At 72.4% G+C, this 18,110-nt stretch carries 14 protein-coding genes; 6 read left to right on the top strand and 8 right to left on the bottom strand.

Annotation, left to right across the window (positions count from 1 at the left end; genetic code table 11):
• Window positions 1-302 precede the first annotated feature (302 nt).
• Both OHA72_RS58800 and OHA72_RS58795 read left to right on the top strand, forming a co-directional pair.
• Window positions 303-1,649, top strand: a complete 1,347-nt coding sequence (locus OHA72_RS58800) for a condensation domain-containing protein (RefSeq protein ID WP_327004795.1) — start codon at window positions 303-305, stop codon at window positions 1,647-1,649.
• A gap of 3 nt (window positions 1,650-1,652) precedes the next feature.
• Window positions 1,653-3,005, top strand: coding sequence for a condensation domain-containing protein (locus tag OHA72_RS58795; RefSeq protein WP_327004794.1), 1,353 nt, complete (start codon window positions 1,653-1,655; stop codon window positions 3,003-3,005).
• Here the strand turns inward: OHA72_RS58795 and OHA72_RS58790 are convergent.
• Window positions 2,992-3,444 (bottom strand): hypothetical protein, encoded by a 453-nt coding sequence (locus tag OHA72_RS58790; RefSeq protein WP_327004793.1) that lies wholly within the window; start codon window positions 3,442-3,444, stop codon window positions 2,992-2,994. The two genes, OHA72_RS58795 and OHA72_RS58790, sit on opposite strands and share 14 nt — an antisense overlap.
• A 55-nt stretch (window positions 3,445-3,499) precedes the next feature.
• On the opposite strand from OHA72_RS58790, the gene OHA72_RS58785 reads away from it, so the two are divergent.
• Window positions 3,500-4,513, top strand: a complete 1,014-nt coding sequence (locus OHA72_RS58785) for a helix-turn-helix transcriptional regulator (protein ID WP_327004792.1) — start codon at window positions 3,500-3,502, stop codon at window positions 4,511-4,513.
• On the opposite strand, the gene OHA72_RS58780 is transcribed toward OHA72_RS58785, so the two are convergent.
• The 3 genes from OHA72_RS58780 to OHA72_RS58770 all read right to left on the bottom strand — a co-directional run bounded on the left by OHA72_RS58780 (window position 4,462) and on the right by OHA72_RS58770 (window position 8,540).
• On the bottom strand, window positions 4,462-5,862 hold the full coding sequence (locus OHA72_RS58780) for an FAD-binding oxidoreductase (RefSeq protein WP_327004791.1): 1,401 nt from the start codon (window positions 5,860-5,862) through the stop codon (window positions 4,462-4,464). The two genes, OHA72_RS58785 and OHA72_RS58780, sit on opposite strands and share 52 nt — an antisense overlap.
• A gap of 12 nt (window positions 5,863-5,874) precedes the next feature.
• Complete coding sequence (locus OHA72_RS58775) at window positions 5,875-6,852, bottom strand: DNA topoisomerase IB (RefSeq protein ID WP_327004790.1); 978 nt, start codon at window positions 6,850-6,852, stop codon at window positions 5,875-5,877.
• Window positions 6,853-7,037: 185 nt separating this feature from the next.
• Window positions 7,038-8,540, bottom strand: a complete 1,503-nt coding sequence (locus tag OHA72_RS58770; protein WP_327004789.1) for a CYTH and CHAD domain-containing protein — start codon at window positions 8,538-8,540, stop codon at window positions 7,038-7,040.
• 400 nt (window positions 8,541-8,940) lie between these two features.
• Here OHA72_RS58770 and OHA72_RS58765 point away from each other — a divergent pair, with 400 nt between their 5' ends.
• Complete coding sequence (locus tag OHA72_RS58765) at window positions 8,941-11,043, top strand: alkaline phosphatase family protein (RefSeq protein ID WP_327004788.1); 2,103 nt, start codon at window positions 8,941-8,943, stop codon at window positions 11,041-11,043.
• A gap of 28 nt (window positions 11,044-11,071) precedes the next feature.
• On the opposite strand, the gene OHA72_RS58760 is transcribed toward OHA72_RS58765, so the two are convergent.
• Both OHA72_RS58760 and OHA72_RS58755 read right to left on the bottom strand, forming a co-directional pair.
• On the bottom strand, window positions 11,072-11,674 hold the full coding sequence (locus OHA72_RS58760) for a DedA family protein (protein WP_327004787.1): 603 nt from the start codon (window positions 11,672-11,674) through the stop codon (window positions 11,072-11,074).
• Entirely contained in the window at window positions 11,671-12,423 is a 753-nt protein-coding gene (locus OHA72_RS58755; RefSeq protein ID WP_327004786.1) for an MBL fold metallo-hydrolase, read from the bottom strand. The genes OHA72_RS58760 and OHA72_RS58755 overlap by 4 nt, the downstream gene beginning before the upstream one ends.
• A gap of 101 nt (window positions 12,424-12,524) precedes the next feature.
• Between OHA72_RS58755 and OHA72_RS58750 the strand changes: the two genes are divergently transcribed.
• Window positions 12,525-13,304: a class I SAM-dependent methyltransferase gene (locus tag OHA72_RS58750; RefSeq protein ID WP_327004785.1), complete on the top strand. Its 780-nt coding sequence runs from the start codon at window positions 12,525-12,527 to the stop codon at window positions 13,302-13,304.
• Here OHA72_RS58750 and OHA72_RS58745 read toward each other — a convergent pair.
• Together OHA72_RS58745 and OHA72_RS58740 are read right to left on the bottom strand one after the other, a co-directional pair.
• Window positions 13,283-14,665 carry a condensation domain-containing protein gene (locus tag OHA72_RS58745; RefSeq protein WP_327004784.1) on the bottom strand — a complete coding sequence of 461 codons (1,383 nt, stop codon included), beginning with the start codon at window positions 14,663-14,665 and terminating at the stop codon, window positions 13,283-13,285. The genes OHA72_RS58750 and OHA72_RS58745 overlap by 22 nt on opposite strands.
• A gap of 96 nt (window positions 14,666-14,761) precedes the next feature.
• Window positions 14,762-14,890: a hypothetical protein gene (locus OHA72_RS58740; protein ID WP_327004783.1), complete on the bottom strand. Its 129-nt coding sequence runs from the start codon at window positions 14,888-14,890 to the stop codon at window positions 14,762-14,764.
• Between the two features lie 96 nt (window positions 14,891-14,986).
• Between OHA72_RS58740 and ileS the strand changes: the two genes are divergently transcribed.
• Complete coding sequence (gene ileS / locus OHA72_RS58735; RefSeq protein WP_327004782.1) at window positions 14,987-18,109, top strand: isoleucine--tRNA ligase; 3,123 nt, start codon at window positions 14,987-14,989, stop codon at window positions 18,107-18,109.
• The last annotated feature ends 1 nt before the right edge of the window (window position 18,110 follow it).

The raw sequence follows: 18,110 nt of genomic DNA, 5'->3' as shown, positions 1-18,110 counted from the left end.
TTCGACGCAGTGCTTGCAGGGTGGGCCCGCGCGATCGTCCGGGTCCGAACAGGTCAGGAACCGGACAACGCGCGATGGTCCCTTTCGAGCACTTTCCAGTGACCAGGCAAGGGAGGTGCGAAATGAAGGCTGCTCAACTGCGTGGTAGCAACGCTCAGCTCCGGGGCAACAACGCTCAGCTCCGCAACGCCCGGCTCTAAACCTGTCGTGGCGGCCGGACGGCACGGCGCAGGCGATGTCAACCGGCCGCCACACAGTCCCTTCGGCGTTCGCGTACACCGACGATCACGAGGCGAGAGGTCATGGCGGAGACTGCAACGGCGCAGCGCATCCCGGTCCGCTTCCAGGGCGAAGGATCCGGTGTCGAGGAATTGACCTGGGGCCAATGGGCCGCCTGGAGATCCATGGAGCTCGGCGGTGGCCGCGTCGACTGGGCAGGCGGCACGATGCCGTTGCTCGACGGGCAGACGATCGAGCAGATCGTCATGGAGCTCGCGTTCCTCATCGGCCGGCACCAGTCGCTGCGGACCCGCTACCGGCTCGGCGAGGACGGCCTGCCCCGGCAGGTGCTGTCGGACTCCGGTGAGGTCCTCATCGAGGTCGTCGAGGCGGGCGCAGAGGATCCGGCCGAGGTCGCCGCGGCCCTCGAGGTCGCCTACCAGGACGCGCCGTTCGACAACGCCGAGGACTGGCCGGTGCGCGCCGCGGTCGTGTGCCGGGACGGGACCCCCGCGTGGTTCCTGGTGCTCTACTCCCACATGGCGATCGACGCCTACGGCATCGAGGCGCTCATCGCCGACATGGCCAACCTGGACCGGGCCACCGGCGAGCATCTCGCCCCGGTCGCCGGCGTCCAGCCCGCCGACCTGGCCCGCCGGCAGCGCGGTGGTGCGGGGCGGCGGCAGCACAACGCGTCGCTGCGGCACTGGGAGAAGCAGCTGCGCGAGATCGCGGCGGAGCGCTTCCCGCCGGTGCCGGACCCGCCGTCGCCGCGGTACTGGGAGGCGAGCTACGAGTCGCCCGCCGCGTACCTCGCGCTCGGCCGGATCGCCGAGCGGACCAAGGCGCACAGCAGCACGATCCTGCTCGCCGCGTACGTGCTCATGCTGGCGCGGATCTCCGGCGACCCCACGACCGTGGTGCGGATGCTGGTGAGCAACCGCTTCCGGCCCGGCTTCAAGGAGTCCGTCGCCGGTCTGGCGCAGAGCGCCCTGTGCGTCGTGGACACCGCGGATGTAAGTTTCGACGAGGTCGTCGCCCGCGTCTGGAAGACGCAGCTGACCGCCGGCCTGCACGCCTACTACGACCCCCGCGACCTGTGGGACATGATCGACCGGGTCGGCGAGGAGCGCGGCGCCACCCTTGACCTGCAGTCCTACTTCAACGACCGGCGCCGGACCATGGCGACGGCGGAGGTGCTGCCGCAGGCGAGCGCGAAAGACATCAACGATGCGCTGCCGAAAAGCCGGCTGCGGTGGGGCACGAACTCCGACGATCCTTACGCCACGGTGTTCTTCCTCATCAATGCGGTGCCGGACACCGTCGACATCACCCTGCGCGTTGACACGCAGCGGGTGGCGCCGGACGATCTGGTGGCGATTCTGCGGGGGATCGAGGAACTGGTGGTCGCCGCCGCGCTCTTGGAGTAGCCGATGCACGTTGCCACGTCCTGCCTCGCCGTGCCGTTCCGTGGTGACGGCACCGGCGCCGGCCCGCTGACCTGGGGGCAGCGGGAGATCTGGCAGACGATGCGGCGCACCGGCCGGACCTTGAACATCGGTGGCACCGTCGCACTCGGCGCGGACGCGACCGTCGCGGAGCTCGCCGCCACGCTCGGCCGGCTGGTGAGCCGGCACCAGGCGCTGCGCACCCGCCTGAGCCTCGCCGAGGACCCGCCGCGGCAGATCGTCGCCGCGTCGGGCGTCGTCGGCCTCGACGTCGTCGTGTCCACATCGGACGGTGCCGAGGCGGCCGCGGAGGCGCTGCGCAGCCACTACGAGTTCACCCCGTTCGACCTGGAGACCGAGTTCCCGGTGCGGTGGGGCGTGGTGACCGTCGACGACGTGCCCAGCCACCTCGTCGTGCAGTACTCCCACCTCGCCGTCGACGGCTTCGGCATCGAGGCCCTCGTGCGGGACCTGCCGCACCTGGACGCCGCCGCACCCGCCGGCGGCGTGCGCGCCCTCGAACTCGCGCACCGCCAGGCACTGCCCGCCGAACGCCGGCACAGCGCGAAGTCGCTGCGGCACTGGGAGGCGGCGCTGCGGGACCTGCCGGCGGTCAGGTTCGGCACGTCCGACGACCCGCGCACGCCCCGCTTCTGGGAGCTGGTCTGCCACTCGCCGGCGCTGCACCTGGCCCTGCAGGTCGTCGCCGCGCGGACCGGCGTGGAGACCGGCCACGTGCTGCTCGCCGCCTACGGTGTCGCCCTGGCCCGGGTCACCGGCCGGGCGCCGAGCGTCGCGCAGGTCCTGGTGAGCAACCGGTTCCGCCCCGGGTTCGCCGACGCGGTCTGCCACCTGACCCAGCCCGGCATCTGCGTCATCGACGTCGACGGCGATCTCGACACCGTCGCCAGGCGGGTCTGGCGGGCCGCGACGAGCGCCTACCTGCACGGCTACTTCGACCCCGCCGACCACCGGGCGATGCTGGAGCGCCTCGCCGCCGACCGCGGCGAGCCGATCGACATCTCGTGCTTCGTCAACGACCGGCGCGGCCCGGCGGCGGCGCTGCCCGAGGTGCCGCCCACCGCCGGGCAGGTCCGCGCCGCGCTGCCGCGCACCACACTGCGCTGGGACCGGACCCTGCCGACCTACGACGGCACCTTCTACCTGCAGGTCGACGCCGTCGACGATGCGGTCGGCCTGGCGATCTGGGCCGACACGCACCGCCTGTCACCGGCGCAGGTCGAGGCGTGCGCCCGCGGCATCGAGTCCGCCGCCGTCGAGGCCGCCCTCAACCTCGCGCCCGATCATGCGCTCGATCCCGCCGTCAGGCCCGGGTGAAGTCCATGACCCAGTTCGTCTCCCAGGTCTGCCCGCCGTCGGCGGAGAACTCCTGCTCCCACCGGGCCGACTCCGGGGTGATCCGCGACCAGATGTAGTTGCAGGCGATCGGCACGCCGTCGTACACGTCGTCGCCGCTGAACACGCCCCGCCCGTCCTCGCCGAACCGGCCGACCATCGGGGGCAGCGTCAGCCCGGTGCGGCTGCTTGCCCAGTACAGCGACCACAGCTGCGTCCCCGGGTCGTACAGGCGCAGCGTCACGCCGCTGAAGCCCTGCGTCGGGAAGTCGATCTCGTCGACGTTGCCGGCTCCGCCCATCACGTTCCAGGCGCGGGAGGTGGCGGGGAACTCGTACCAGTCGTCGCTGCCCGCGAGGACCTTGCGCAGCCGGCGTTGGGTCGAGGTCCAGGTGCCGACGATGAAGTCGAAGTTGTTCATGGCACGGACGCTACCCGGGGTTCCCTGACATCCTCTGTCAGTGGAAAATGGCGGCGTGCGCGCCGGCCGACTCGTCTCCGTGATCCTGCTGCTGCAGGCGCGCGGCCGGATGACCGCCGAGGCGCTCGCCGCCGAGCTGGAGGTGTCGGTCCGCACCGTCTACCGCGACATCGAGGCCCTGCACGGCGCAGGTGTGCCGCTGCACGGCGAACCCGGCCACGACGGCGGCTACCGGCTCCTGCCGGGCTACCGCACCCAGCTCACCGGCCTCACCGGCGACGAGGCCGCGGCCCTGACGCTGAGCATGCTCCCGGCGGCCGCCGCGGACCTGGGCCTCGGCGCGGCCGCCGCCGGCGCGGCGACGAAACTGCGGGCCGCCCTCAGCGACGACCTGCGGGCCCGCGCCGACCACGTCCAGGGCCGACTGCACATCGACCTGCCCAACTGGTATGCCGAGCAGCACGACCAGCCGCTGCTCGTCCCCGTCGCCGACGCCGTGTGGCGGCAGCACCGGCTGCGGGTGGTGTACCGCCGCTGGAAGGAACCCCAGGAGGTGACCCGCACCCTGGACCCGTTCGGCCTGGTGCTCAAGGGCGGCCGGTGGTACGTCGTGGCCCGCACCGACGGCCAGGTGCGCACCTACAAGGTCGCGAACCTGCTCAGCGCCGTCACGACCGGGGAGCGGTTCGACCGCCCGGACGGCTTCGACCTCGCCGCCCACTGGCGCCGGTACCTCGACGACTTCGCCGACCGGCGGCACACCGGCACGGCCACGGTCCGGCTGTCCGGCGAGGGCATGCGGCGCCTCCCGGACCTGTGCCCGCCGGCCGTCGCGCGGGCGGTGCTCGCGACCGCCGGGCCGCCCGGCGCCGACGGCTGGGTGGAGGTCGCCTGGCCGATCGAGTCGCTCACGCACACGCACAGCGAACTGCTGCGGTTCGGCGCCGACCTGGAGGTCCTGGCCCCGCCGGAGCTGCGCGCCCGGGTGGCCGCGACCGCCGCGTCGCTCGCCGCCCGCTACGGCAGCCGGATCGACTGCGGGGTGCAGAACACGTCCTCCGGGTCGTAGCGCAGCTTCACCTGCTGCAGACGGGGGTGGTTCGCGCCGTAGTAGGCGCTCGCCCAGTCGGTCAGGTCGCGGCTGGCGTAGTTCTGGTACACCTCGCCGGTCAGGTGCGGCGCGAGCTGCTCGACGAAGTCGTCGACCCAGGCCACGTTGGCGTCGGTCTCCTCGTCGCCCTGCCACTGCGCGATGACGGAGATATAGTGCAGCGGCGCCCGGTGCACGAACGCGGTCGCGTCCGGGGCCACCCGGCCGATCGCGCCCCCGCCGAGCAGGTCGAAGCGGACCATGGAGTAGCCCGACGGCATCCGCCGGAAGTTGTCCAGGATCGTGGCGAACGCCGGCTCGTCGAAGCCCGCCGGGGTGAAGTAGCCGCCGAGCCACTTCGACTGCAGCCCGTAGACGATCTCCTCGCCCATGCCCTGCATGAGGTCGAAGTACGACGTCTCCCCGATCGAGCTGAACAGCGGCTCCCCGAGCGCCTCGATCGGCTTGAGCGCCTCGGCCGCCTCCGCGGGCGGCCCGACGTACAGGCCGTACATGACGACGACCGGCTCCCCGTCCGGGTACGGCTCCGTCGTCAGCAGCAGGCAGAACGCGAGCCGCTCATCGGTGCGCCCCTCATACAGGTCGCGGTAGGCGCGGAAGACCTCCCCGGCCTTCGACAGCGGCCACGCCACGACCCCGCCGACCACGGTCTTCGGCAGCGGGTTCAGCCGGTACGTCAGCGACGTCACCACCCCGAACCCGGCGCCGCCTGCCCCCCGCAGCGCCCAGAACAGCTCCGGGTGCTCCTCGGCGGACACCCGCAGCAGCGTCCCGGCGGCGTCGACGACCTCCGCGGCGACGATGTGGTCGCAGCCCAGCCCGTAGGTGCGCCCGAGCGGGCCGTAGCCGCCGCCGAGGCTGTAGCCGGCGTTGCTCACCGTCGGGCACTCCCCGCCGGGTCCCGCGAGGCCGTACTCCAGGCCGTCGCCGCCGGTGAACGAGTGCTCGACGTAGGTGATCTTGTCGATGTCGCGCCACCCGACGCCCGGCCCGACCGTCACGGTGCGCGCCGCCGCGTCCAGGCTGATCGACCGCAGGCCACCGACGTCGATGACGACGCCGCCCTCGACCAGCGACAGCCCCGCCGCGTGATGTCCGCCACCGCGCACGGCGAGGGGCAGCCCCGTCTCCCTGGCGAAGGCGATGGCGGCGGCCACGTCGCCGGCGTCCGCGCACTGCGCGATCAGCGCCGGCCGGGTCCGCACCCGGGTGTTGAACAGCACCCGCGCCGCCTCGTACCCCGGGTCGTAAGGGGTCACCAGCGTGCCGTGGAACGTGTCACGAAGTCCTGCAAGATCGAGCCGCACCCGCAGATACTGTCATCGACCCTCAGCGTCGGCAAGCAGGTCCAGCACGGCCGCCTCGCCCCGCCGCCCGGTAGCCGCGGCCGGCCTCGGGATCGTCACGCCGTCGGAGTACAGGTCCACGACCCGCGGGTCCACATAGGACGCCCGCGCCACCGCGGGCGTGTTGCCCAGAAACCGCGCGACCTCCCGCATCACCCGCGGGACGGCGCGCTTCGTGACCTTCTTCTCCTGCGCCAGCAGCCGCGCCGCCAGGACCGTGCCGTGCCAGGTGCGGAAGTCCTTCGCCGAGACCTCGATGCCGCCGACGTCACGCAGGTAGTCGTTGATGTCGCCGCTGCGCACGTCGACCCAGCGCCGCCCGTCGCGGAACACCAGCAGCTCGTCCTGCCCGGTGTCGTGCTGCAGCAGATTGCGGATGACGACCCGGACGTCGGGATCGGCCACGTCCACGGACCGCTCGATGCCGCCCTTGGCCGGGTAGCAGAACCGCACCGTGCCCCGCGGCAGGGCGACGTGCTCGCGCAGCAGCGTGGCCAGGCCGAACGTGCCGGCCTCCCCGGCCGCGTACGCCTCCCCGCCGATGCGGAAACAGCCGACGTCGAGCAACCGCACGGCCGTGGCGAGCACCCGGTGCCGGCCGAGCCCCCGCGTGTGCAGGTGGGTGTCGACCTGCTTGCGGATCGCGGGCAGCCGCGCCCCGACCTCCAGGACGTGGTCGAACTTGGCGGCGTCGCGCTTGACCCGCCACACGTCGTGGTAGCGGTACTGGCGCCGTCCCGCCGCGTCGGTGCCGACCGCCTGGATGTGACCGCGGGGGTCGTCGCTGATCCAGACGTCACGCCAGGCGGGCGGGATGACGAGCGCCTTGATCCGCTCCAGCTCACCGGCGTCGGTGACGGCCGCGCCGTCCTCGCGGTGGTAGCTGAAGCCCCGCCCGCGCCCTGTGCGCCGGTAGCCGCCCTTGCCTGGTTCGCTGCGCCGCAACCGCATGCCTTCACTCATTCCCCGCGGCCGCCGGCGCAACCGGACGACCATGGCCGTCGTCCGGCGCATCGGCCCGGCGGTGACCGGGTTACCCGTTCGCGCCGCCGCGGCCGTGCCGGCCCTTCCATGACGGGCATGCCGGGCACCGCACGCGAAGATCAGCGGAAGGCGACCGGGCGTCGGCGAACGGATCAGGCCATCCAGCGGCGAACCTTGGGCCGGGAGGCCCGCCGCCGCACCCGCGCCAGCGACGCCAGCGCCAGCCGCCCGTGCTCGGCCTGCCGGGCGTGCAGCAATCCATACGTGAACGCGTTCTCCCCGCCCCCGAACGCCCGCACCCCGTAGTCCCGCAGCAGCTCGGCCGTGACGATCGCGTCCTGGTGCGCGCCGAGCACGTCCTGGAGGTCGGTGATCCGGTCCGCGAGCGCCGCCGCGGCCGGCCCGGCGACGGGCGTGGCGAGCTCAGCGGCGTACCGTGCGCGCTTGTAGGCCTTCCTCGCCTCATGCAGGCGCTCGTCCCGTGTCGTCCCGGCCGGGCCGGCGTCCGCGGACGCGAGGCGGCGATCGGCGCGGCGGACCGCCCGGCGGGCGAGGCGGCGCAGCTCCCGCTTCGCGACCCGGCCCTCGCCGACCGCCACGACGAGCGCGTCGAGATCGTTGAGCAGGGTGACGTACCGCTGGCTGTCCAGACCCGCGATCAGCCGCCGGCGGGCGCCCTCGGTGCGGGCGGCGAGCAGCTGGGCGATCCGCGCCGCGACCGGTCCGAGGACCAGCTCCGGCGGCTCCGCGGCGAGCAGGTCCGCGAGGCGCTCGGCCATGACGTCGCCGTCGCGGACCTCACCGAGCAGGCCGGTGAGCCACTTGACCTCGTCGTGCAGACGGTCCAGGTCGCCCTCGGAGGCGTCCAGCAGCGGCGCGAACGTGCGCAGCGTCGAGCGCAGGCGGCGGGTCGCGACCCGCATCTTGTGCACGGCCTCGGCGTCACCGAGACGGACCTCGGGGTCGTGGCCGACGACCGCGTCGCGCTGGGCGGTCACGTAGTCCACGACGGCGTGCCGTGCCGCTCCGAGTTTCGCGGCGGCGGCCGGCGGCTTCGGGTGGTCGGGGCCCAGGGCGCGGGACAGCTTCGACGGCGACGCCGACGGGCGGGCGCCGGCGGCGCGCAGCGCCTCGTCGATGCGGGCAAGATCGGCGGGGGAGCCGTCGACCAGCTCGACCTCCAGCTCCCGCCAGCGTTGCGTGACCCCGGCACCGATCAGCGACTCGGTGTCGACGGTGTCGTCGGCGACGAGGGCGATCGTGGTGCCGGCGGCGTTCTGCAGGCCCTGCTCGACGCGATGGGTGCGGATGCGTGCGACGGGGCGGAGCGGCTCGCCGCGGGTGAGGGCGCGGATCTGCGTGGCGATCTCCGGCGGCGGCGTGCGCTGCTTCGGCTTCGCGGGCAGCTGGAGCTCGCTGCGCTCACCGCCCGACGGCCGTTTGAGGTGCCAGCCGGCGTCGTTGCCGCCGCTGCGCCGGCGCAAGGTCACCCTTCCGGAGGTGAGGTGCAGTCCGGCGGTGTCGTAGTAGGTTGCGTCCAGATGTTGGTCATCGGGGGCTGTAACCCTGGCCACATCAGCGATTCCGATCATCGAGGGCATCGCGAAGTCGTCGGGCAGCTCGTACTTCCGTTCCACCTCAAGCTTTTCGGCCATGTTGACACCCTACCGAGCGAACGTGTCGTCGCGAAAAGGTAAACAGCAGGCCAAGAAAAGGTGGCCTCTTTCTCTGTCGCTGACGGCTGTATGCGGCTACGGTGTTGGCAGCGCACCGATTCAGGCTCGTTGAAGGTCTGGACGCCGCACCGTTCCCGGGGAGAGGAGTGCACCATGGCGAAGAAGTCGAAGAAGGACAAGAAGGGCAAGAAGGGCAAGAAGAAGTAGCTCCGCCCGCTCTGTGTCGCCCCCGCTCCGTCATCGGTGCGGGGGCGACAGTGCGTTCGGGGCCAGGACGCATCGCGGGACGCACCCGGCGTCACCCTCTGGAACGAGCTTACTGTTTCCAAGGTGTTTCGTTCGGAATTGCGCGTGATCGGTGGGACGTAACCTTGGTCAGGTGAGCTGGCTGATGCGTGCCGTGACGTCGTCCGTGATCGGGCAGCGGGTCCGCTTCGCCGCGCGCATGCTGCGGGACTGGCGGCTCACCGTCACCTGGGGCAAGTCGCTGCTGCGCAGCGGCGTCACCTCCGTCGTGGTCCTCGCGGCGACCTTCTGGCTGCTGCCGGGCGTCACCGCGACCGGCGGGCCGGCCGCACTGGTGGAGCTCGCCGTGCTGCTCGCCCTCATCGGCACCCTGATGCGCCTGGTGCTGTTCGGCGTCGCCGTCGTCGTCGGCGGTCTCGGTGTGCTGCTCGTCGGGGTGCTGCTGCAGACCGGGGTGATGTTCACCGCGCTGCGGGTCGCCGAGGGCATCTCCGTCGGCAGCGTGCTGGACGCGTGGGTGGCCAGCTGGACCGCGGCCGTCCTCACCGCCCTGGTCAACTGGCTCGCCGACGCCGGCAGCGACGACGTGTTCCTCGGCCAGACACTGCGGCAGATGGTGCGCCGCAACCACGACCGTCCCGCCACCGAGCCGGGCGTGCTCTTCGTCCAGCTCGACGGGCTGTCCGCGCCGCTGCTGTCGTGGGCGGTGAAGGCCGGCAACCTGCCCAACCTCGGCAAGTGGCTGCGCACCGGCACCCACGCGCTGGTGCCCTGGCACACCGGGATGCCCGCGACGACCCCGGCGAGCCAGGCCGGCATCCTGCACGGCAGCGAGTCGGAGGTGCCGGCGTTTCGCTGGTACGAGAAGTCGACCGGCCGACTGGTCGTCACCAACCGCCCCAGGGACGCCGCCGAGGTCGAGGCCCGCATCTCCACGGGCCGGGGGCTGCTCGCCGACGGCGGCGCCAGCATCAGCAACGTCTTCTCCGGCGACGCGCCGACCAGCCTGCTCACCTTCAGCAACGCCGGCCTGCCGGGCCGCACCGCCCGTGGCTACCTGGCGTTCGTCGCCAGCCCGTACGGCTTCGCCCGGGCGATCGTCCTGTCGGTCGGCGAGATGCTCAAGGAGATCCAGCAGGCCCGCCGGCAGCGGTTCCGCAACGTGTACCCGCGAGTGCCGCGCACCGGCGCGTACGTGGCGCTGAGGGCCGTCACCAACGTCCTGCTGCGCGACCTCAACGTGTCGCTCATCGCGGAGCAGATGACCCGCGGCGCCCCGGCGATCTTCTGCGACTTCGTCGACTACGACGAGGTCGCCCACCACGCCGGCCCGCTGCGCCCCGAGGCGCTGCAGACCCTGGAGGGCCTCGACCGCGTCCTCGGCGCGCTGCACCGCCTGGCGCAGGTGGCCGGCCGCCGGTACGAGATCGTGGTGCTCTCCGACCACGGCCAGAGCCAGGGCGCGACGTTCAAGCAGCGCTACGGCCAGACCCTCGAGGAGGTCGTCGCCTCCATCGCGGGCCATGTCGTCTGCTCGGTCCCTGACCCGAACGACGACGAACGCGCACGGGCACACAACCTGCTGCTGGCCGTCGCGGGCCGCCCCGACCGCTCGACGCCGCCGGCCCCGCCCGCCCCTGTCGTCACCGTGGCCTCCGGCAACCTCGCGATGCTCTACCTCACCGAACACCCCGGCCGTGCCACCGTCGAGGAGATCGGCGCCGCCCGGCCCGCGCTCGTGCAGGGCCTCTCCGAACACCCCGGGATCGGCCTCGTCGTCGGCCTGTCCGGCGTCGACGGCCCTGTAGCCTTCGGCCCGGGCGGCCGGCACCGCCTCCGCGACGGCCACGTCGACGGCGTCGACCCGCTGCTGCCGTACGGCCCGCGCGCCGCCCGTGACCTGCTCGCCCACCAGGCCATGGCCAACGTCGGCGACCTCGTCCTCGTCAGCCGCGTCGACCATGGCACCGACGAGGTCGCCGCGTTCGAGGAGCTGGTCGGCTCGCACGGCGGCATCGGCGGCTGGCAGACCGAGGCGGTCCTGGTCTACCCGGCCGCCTGGTCATGCCTGGACCGCGCCCCGGTCGGCCCGGCGGCGGTGCACCGGCAGCTGGTCCAGTGGCTCGACGACCTTGGCCTGCGCAGCGCCCCCAGCGGCCCTCAGGACGCCCCGAAGGCGCTGCCCGAACCCCGGGAGCCGGACCGCCCACTGCAACCGGCCGACAGCCCGCACTGAGCCCGAGCTCACCGGGCCGTGCGGAGGGTCAGGCGGTCTCCGGTGGAGGCTGGTCGGCGGAGCGGCGTTCGCGGCGGTGGCGGAGCCAGCCGGCCAGCTGGGTGGCGCCGAGCGCGATGACCAGGGCCGCCACCACGCCCTGCCACGGCTGCGGGAAGACGCTGCGGCCGAGCAGGCCGATCGCCGCGTACGTCGTGGACCACAAGGCGCACGCCGCCACGTTCGCGGCCGCGAACCGGCGCCAGGACAGGCCGACGATCGCGGCGGTGAGCAGGACGGGGATGCGACCGCCGGGCACCAGGCGTGACACGAGCAGCGCGCTCACCGGGCGGGCCGTCAGGCGGCGCTTCACCGTTTCGGCGAGTTGCACCGGCTGGCGCAGGATTCGCAGCCGGCGGGTGAGCGCCTCGCCGCCGGCGCGGCAGATGGCGTAGGTGGCCGCGTCGCCGCAGTACGCCCCGAGCGCGCCGACCGCCACGACGGCCAGGAGCGCGAACGGGCTGCGGTGCGCGGCCACGACCGCGGTGGCGCTGACCGCGGCGCCGGTGGGCAGGATCGGCACCGTCGAGCCGACGGCGACGACCGCGAACAGTCCGGCCAGGGCCGCGAGCAGGCCTGCGAAGGTGGTCACGCAGCGACCGTGAACGAGTCGCCGGGGGCCAGGACCCGCACGTCGGTCTTCGGCGCGGCGGCCGCCGTGAGCGAGGCGAACTCGTCGCCGGGGCGGTGGAAGCGGTCGGGGCGGACCCGCTTGCAGCCGACGGGCCACAGGGTGCCCCAGTGGATGGGGACCGCCTGCGCGGGGTTGATGATGCGCATCGCCTCCGCCGCGCCGGCCGGGTCGAGGTGCCCCGCGCCGAGCGTCCAGCCCCAGCCCCACACCGGTACCAGCGCCAGATCCAGCGGACCGAGGGACTGCATCTCGTCGAACAGCCCGGTGTCGCCGCCGAACCACGCCGAGCGGGTGCCTTCGATCACGTAGCCGAGGGCGGAGGCCTGGATGCGGGACTTCGGGGCGCGGCGGCCGTCGTGGTTGGCGGGCACCGCGCGCACGTGCAGCTCGCCGACGTCGACGGACTCGCCGGCGGCGATCTCGACGATGTGACGGCCGGCGCCGAGGCGGGAGCGCAGGAAGGCACCGCCGCCGCGGGGGACCAGCAGCAGGGTCGAGGGTGGCAGGGTCCGCAGGGACGGCAGGTCGCAGTGGTCGCCGTGCAGGTGGGAGATGACCACGGCGTCCGGGGCGGTGTCCAGGACGGGGCGGGGGCCGCGGCGGCGGTGCAGGTGGGCGAGCCGGTTGCGCAGCACCGGATCCGTCAGGATCGTGGTGCCGCGGTCGGCCACGGCCACCGTGGCGTGGCCCCACCAGGTGATGTTCATGGGCCTAATAGTGCCCGACGGGCTGTCACGCTCCGCTGCTTGTGGGCCACTGCACGACATGTTTAGATCAATCAACTTTTGCATGGAAGGAATCCCCAACGATGTCGACCGATACGCCGGCCTTAGCCTGGGACTGGGAAGACCCGCAGGGGATCGAGGCGGTGGTCGATTCGTTCACCGCAGATCTCGGCAAGTGCGAGAAGCTTGAGCTGCTGCTGAGCACCGAGCTCATCACCCGTGAGCACCTCGAGCAGCTGGGCATCACCGGCATCGAGTTCGCCGCGTTCAAGACCGACCATCCGCAGGCGCTCGGCACCGACCTGGTGTCGGTCAGCAGCCCGGAGCTCACGTCGGAGCGGGGTCACATCTACCGGGTCGACGGGTCGGCGTTCTTCGCCGAGATGGACATCTCGCAGACGCTGCCGGTCGTCGACGACGCCGTCGACTGGGTCTACGCGGAGCACCTCATCGAGCACGTGTCGATGAAGATCGGTATCGCGTGGCTCAAGGAGGTCAAGCGGGTGCTGAAGCCGGGCGGGTTCGTCCGGATCACCACGCCCGACCTGAAGATCTACGCGCAGAGCTACGTCAACGGCGACGGTTTCTTCGGCAAGCACCGCCGCCGGGTCGACCGGGCGCTGACGGGTGTTGCGCCGAAGATGCCGCCGCGGGGCGCGTTCATGTTCAACCAGCTCTTCTACGTGTACGGGCACCGCTGGATCTACGACCTCGAGGAGCTGCGGCACGTGCTGACCGCGGCCGGGTTCGACCCCGAGGGGATCGCGGTGCGCGCGTACCGGGAGGGCGCGCGGCAGGACGTGGCCGACCTCGACCAGGTCCTGCGCAACGACGAGAGCATCTACATCGAGGCGACCGCCTGATCCACGGACGTGGCCGCGGAGACGGTGAAGGACTCCATCTCCGCGAGCAGCCGGTACAGGTCCTCGATCGCGAGGTGGTGCGTGTCGACCTCGACGGTGATCTGGATCGTGCCGACGACGTCGTCGACGTTCACCATCAGCTTCTCGTTGAAGTAGACCATCGGCGTCTCCGACACCAGCTCGGTCAGCGGTAGCGCCGAGCGGATGTCGGCGTCGCTCGGCACGGTGTCCAGCGGGTCGGGGGCCTGGAGCACGCCGACCCGCCGGTCGTTGTAGAACACGGCGAGGTCGACCGGCTCGCCGTGGAGCAGGCCGATCCTGTCGATGAGGGCGAGCCGGGCGGCCGGCTCGTAGTAGGCGTGCTTCGAGGCGTTCATCGACGCCCGGCGGGCCCTGCCGATGACGTCCCGCGCGGTGACCCCGCTGACGTCGACGACGACGAGGCCGTTCTGGGCCAGGGGAGTGACGACGTCCGCGAGGCCGGGCCGGAAGCGGTTGCTGACGATGACCTGCGTGGCGAACGGCGCCGTCTGCCCGGTCACGGTGTTGAACGCCGCGCCGTACGCGGCGAGGAGCACCGGCGCGGTGTCGATGCCCAGCTCGGCGGCGACCCGCTCCGACGCCAGCATGAGCGCCGTGGAACGCCACACCACCCGGCGCCACCGCGGCTCGCCCCGGTCGACGGTGACGGGGAAGCGGCGCGGCCGGATCGAGCGCAGCTGCGTCTCCCAGTAGCGCAGCGCGGTGTCGGTCTGCTTCTGCGCGCCGCGCTGCGCGGCGACGAGTGCGAGGGGCTGCATCGCGGTGTACGGCCGGCGCGGTTGCCGGGTCACGGGGTCCCGTTCGCCCATCTCGCGGATCATCGTGCCGAGGCCGCTGCCGTCGGCGGCGATGTGGCAGACGAGCACTATGACGTGGGTGATCGTGTCGTCCTGCCGGACGACGGCCTCGCGGATCGGCCACTCGGCGGCGTAGTCGAAGTTGCGGGCCTTCCAGGCGGTGAACACGGCGGCGGCGACGGCGGCCGGGTCCTCGCCGGGGCCGGCGTCGTGGACCTCCAGGTACGCCTCGCCGCGGGCGGCGATCTCCTGCCGCACCAGGTGGCACGCGTCGACCGACGTGGCGTGCCACGGCTCGTCGAAGACCAGGCGGGAGCGCAGCGCCGCGTAGCGGCTCATCAGGAACCGCAGCTCCTCGACGAAGTCCGGCAGGGTACGGCCGTCGGTGATCGGCACGACCCCGCCCATGCTCATCGAGGAGTCGACCTCGACCATCGCCCGCCACACCTGCTGCTGCCCCCAGGTCAGGCCGCCGACGCCGGCCCCGTCACCCTCGAAGGTCACGACGATCCGATCCACCATTGACAAACCTCCAGGCACAGCGGAAGACCGCGGGAGAACGCAGGCTTGGATCGTTGCACGGTAATCGACGGTGATCGTATCGACGAACGGTTCGGTTTATGCCCCCTGACGGCGGGCCGCGAGTGCCGGTGCGGGCAGCGCCGTCCAGCTGGCCCCGGCGAGCAGGCACCCGGCGACCGCACCGACGAGCCGCCGCGACGACGGCAGGCCCCACGCAGCCGGCACCCGTGACCTCCCTTTCGTGGCCTTCCGGTAGCCATCGGCAGCGCCCGCCCGGAGGTGAGCGGACCCCGGCCGGCGCGGCGGGTAGCATGCCCTGACATGTACCGTGCCGTGCCCGCCCAGGTCGACCTGCCCGCTCTGGACCACGACGTCCTGCGCTTCTGGCAGCGTGACGACGTCTTCGCCCGCAGCCTCGAGCAGTCCCGCGGCCGGCCCGAATGGGTGTTCTACGAGGGCCCGCCGACCGCCAACGGGATGCCCGGCGCCCACCACATCGAGGCGCGGGTGTTCAAGGACGTCTTCCCGCGGTACCGGACGATGAAGGGTTTCCACGTCGAGCGCAAGGCCGGCTGGGACTGCCACGGCCTGCCGGTCGAGCTGGCCGTGGAGAAGGAGCTCGGGTTCACCGGCAAGCAGGACATCGAGGACTACGGCATCGCCGCGTTCAACGCGAAGTGCCGCGAGTCGGTGACCCGGCACACCGACGCGTTCGCCGAGCTCACCCACCGCATGGGCTACTGGGTCGACATGGACGACGCGTACCGCACCATGGACCCGCCCTACATCGAGTCCGTGTGGTGGTCGCTCAAGCAGATCTTCGACAAGGGCCTGCTCGTCGAGGACTTCCGGGTCGCGCCGTGGTGCCCGCGGGACCAGACCGCGCTGTCCGACCATGAGCTGGCGCAGGGTTACGAGACCGACGTCGACCCGTCGGTGTTCGTCCGGTTCCCGCTCACCTCCGGCCCCCTCGCCGGCCGGGTCGCGATGCTGGTGTGGACGACGACGCCGTGGACGCTGGTGTCCAACACCGCCGTCGCCGTCAACCCCGACGTCACGTACGTGGTCGCGACCGACGGCACCGAGCAGCTGCTGCTCGCCGAGCCGCTCGTGGCGCCGGTGCTCGGCGAGGGGTGGACGCTGACCGGTGAGCGCTTCACCGGCAAGGAGCTGGAGCGCTGGACGTACCGGCCGCCGTTCGACCTCGTCGACGTGCCCGACGCGCACATCGTGATCCTCGCGTCCTACGTCACCACCGACAGCGGCACCGGCCTGGTCCACCAGTCGCCGGCGTTCGGCGCCGACGACCTCGCCAGCTGCCGCGCGTACGGCCTGCCGATGATCAACCCGGTGCGCCGCGACGGCACGTTCGAGGCCGGGCTCGCGCTCGTCGGCGGGCTGTTCTTCCGCGACGCGAACACGCCCCTGGTCGACGACCTCGCCGCGAAGGGGCTGCTGTTCCGGCACGTGCCCTACGAGCACAGCTACCCGCACTGCTGGCGCTGCCACACCGCACTGATCTACTACGCGCAGCCGTCCTGGTACGTGCGGACCACCGCCGTCCGCGACGACCTGCTGCGGGAGAACGAGCGCACCAACTGGCAGCCGGAGAGCGTCAAGCACGGCCGCTACGGCGACTGGCTGGTCAACAACGTCGACTGGGCGCTGTCCCGGCAACGCTACTGGGGCACGCCGCTGCCCATCTGGCGCTGCCCGGAGGAGCACCTGACCTGCATCGGCTCCCTGGCCGAGCTGGGGGAGCGCGCGGACAGGGACCTGGCGGACCTGGACCCGCACCGCCCGTTCATCGACGAGATCACCTTCGCCTGCCACTGCGGCGCGACCGCGACCCGCGTCCCGGACGTCATCGACGCCTGGTACGACTCGGGCGCGATGCCGTTCGCGCAGTTCGGCTACCCGTACCGCAACGCGGAGCTGTTCGAGAAGCGCTTCCCGGCACAGTTCATCTCCGAGGCGATCGACCAGACCCGCGGCTGGTTCTACACGCTGATGGCCGTCAGCACCCTCGTCTTCGGCCGCTCCTCCTACGAGAACGTGGTCTGCCTCGGCCACATCCTCGCCGAGGACGGCCGCAAGATGTCCAAGCACCTCGGCAACATCCTCCAGCCGATCCCGCTGATGGACCAGCACGGCGCCGACGCGGTCCGCTGGTTCATGGCCGCCGTCGGCTCACCCTGGTCCGCGCGCCGGGTCGGGCCGACCACCCTGCAGGAGGTGGTCCGCAAGACCCTGCTGACCTACTGGAACACGGTCGCGTTCCAGGCCCTGTACGGCCGCACCGCCGGCTGGACACCGTCGCCCTCGGACCCCGCCGTCGCCGACCGGCCCGTCATGGACCGCTGGGTGCTCTCGGAGCTGCACACCCTGGTCGGTCGCGTCGACGCCGCCATGGACGCGTTCGACACCCACGAGACCGGCAAGCTCCTCGCCGCGTTCGTCGACGACCTGTCCAACTGGTACGTGCGACGCAGCCGCCGCCGCTTCTGGCGCGGCGACCCCGCGGCCCTGGCGACCCTGCACGAGGTCGTGTCGACGGTGACGCTGCTGCTCGCCCCGATCGTCCCGTTCATCACCGAACAGGTCTGGCAGGACATCGTCGTCGCCGCGGTGCCCGGCTCGCCGCCGTCGGTGCACCTCGCCGCGTACCCGGCGGTCGACGCCACCCTGGTCGACCCTGCGCTGTCGGCGCAGATGACCCTCGCCCGGCGGCTGGTCGAGCTGGGCCGCGCCGCCCGCGCCGACTCCGGCATCCGCGTCCGCCAGCCGCTGTCACGGGCCCTCGCCTCCGCGAGCGGCTTCGACAAGCTCCCCGCGGACCTCCTCGCAGAGATCGCCTCGGAGCTCAACGTCGCCGCCGTCGTCCCCGTCGACGCCGCCGGTTCGTCGCTGGTCGACGCGACCGCCAAGGCCAACTTCCGGGCCCTGGGCAAGCGGTTCGGCAAGGGCGTCCAGGACGTCGCCAAGGTCATCGCCGCCGCCGACGCGCTGGTGCTGCGCGACGCGCTGCGCGACACCGGCACGGCGACGGTCGTCGTCGGCGGTGAGCCGGTCGACCTGACCCCGGACGAGGTCTTCATCACCGAGACCCCACGGGAGGGCTGGACGGTCGCCGCGGACTCCGGCGCCACCCTCGCCCTGGACCTGCGGCTCACCCCGGAGCTGGAGCGCGCCGGCCTCGCCCGCGACGCCGTCCGGCAGATCCAGGAGGCCCGCAAGTCCAGCGGCCTCGACGTCGTCGACCGGATCGAGCTGCGCTACACCACCACCCGCGACGACACGGCCCTCGCCCTGACGGAGCACCGCGACCTGGTCACCGACGACGTCCTCGCCACCGGCTACGCCACGGGCGAACCGGCGTGGCCGGACGCCACCGCGTTCACCGACGAGTCCCTCGGCCTCACCTTCTGGCTGCGCAAGGCCTGAC

The organism is Dactylosporangium sp. NBC_01737 (assembly GCF_035963215.1).
Classification (GTDB): Bacteria; Actinomycetota; Actinomycetes; order Mycobacteriales; family Micromonosporaceae; genus Dactylosporangium.
Note: the sequence above shows the minus strand (reverse complement) of the source record. Positions and strands in the feature narration are given on the sequence as shown.